The sequence below is a fragment of the Bacillus hominis genome (genome assembly GCF_018332515.1).
Lineage (GTDB): Bacteria > Bacillota > Bacilli > Bacillales > Bacillaceae_G > Bacillus_A > Bacillus_A hominis.
This window is the reverse complement of sequence record NZ_BOQD01000604.1, coordinates 1-886: the sequence shown is the minus strand read 5'-3', so window position 1 is coordinate 886 and position 886 is coordinate 1. Positions and strand designations below refer to the sequence as shown.

Sequence of the window (886 nt, the reverse complement as noted above, 5' to 3'; positions counted from 1 at the left end):
TTGTCTTATAGCTCATATTGATTCATCTTTCATTTATCTTACACGCTTGTAAGATTTCTAAAAAAACTGACAATAGAACTATTTACAAATTAAAATTAACGCATAACTATCTTATAATAATTGTATAGTGGCAGGAAATACAATGTATATCATACCTTTATTAAATAAAAGGGAAAAGACCGAGCGATCGGTCTTTTCCCTTTCAAATAGTATGTTTTTAACTACTTTCTTAAACGGAAACATATTTGGTAAAATTTTTTATACTATTTCACATGATAATAACCTCTACAAAAAATTGAGTTCTTCAGTTTAATCGCAATTAATAATGAATTATATATATCTGAAGCAGAAATTATTGCGTTTATCCAACATACAAATAATAAACAGCTCCCCTGATTTAGTTGAAGTAAATTCTAAGACATCTAATAAGGTTGGTGTATATTTGCGTAGATAAGTAAAACGATTCTTGAGTAAATCCAAGTAGTCATAATCCATAGGTCTAGATAATTGTTTGGCCTCCTCAATGGAGTTTACAACATCTTCCCAAGGCATTATAGATTCTAAGGCTGCATATGGATCTTTTCCTTGCTCTCTTTCTTCTTGTGGTCTTTTTTTGTCGTTTTTTGATTCCGGAAGCATGTTTCTATGCCGTTACACCTATTATAAGGAGGTGATTAACGAAAACTTAGTAGTAGATTGTTGTAAGAAATATACACTCTTTTTAGGAAAATATAATAAAAAATGGAGGATTTTAATCCTCTTTTAAAAAATATATGTAAATATAATAAAAAACGAATGATTAATAGAAATATTCTACGCCACTCGTTTTTTATCGGACTTCTTTTTACTGTACTTTTATTTTCTTTATGAGTTATTAGAAAAATAA

2 pseudogenes are annotated in these 886 nt (G+C 28.3%); both read right to left on the bottom strand.

The features are described from left to right. Positions 1 to 263: 263 nt before the first annotated feature. Positions 264 to 398: pseudogene (locus KI356_RS28370) on the bottom strand (DUF3267 domain-containing protein); the annotation flags it as partial. Further along, positions 388 to 600 (bottom strand): annotated as a pseudogene (locus KI356_RS27585) (hypothetical protein); the annotation flags it as partial. The pseudogenes KI356_RS28370 and KI356_RS27585, both read right to left, overlap by 11 nt. Positions 601 to 886 lie beyond the last annotated feature (286 nt).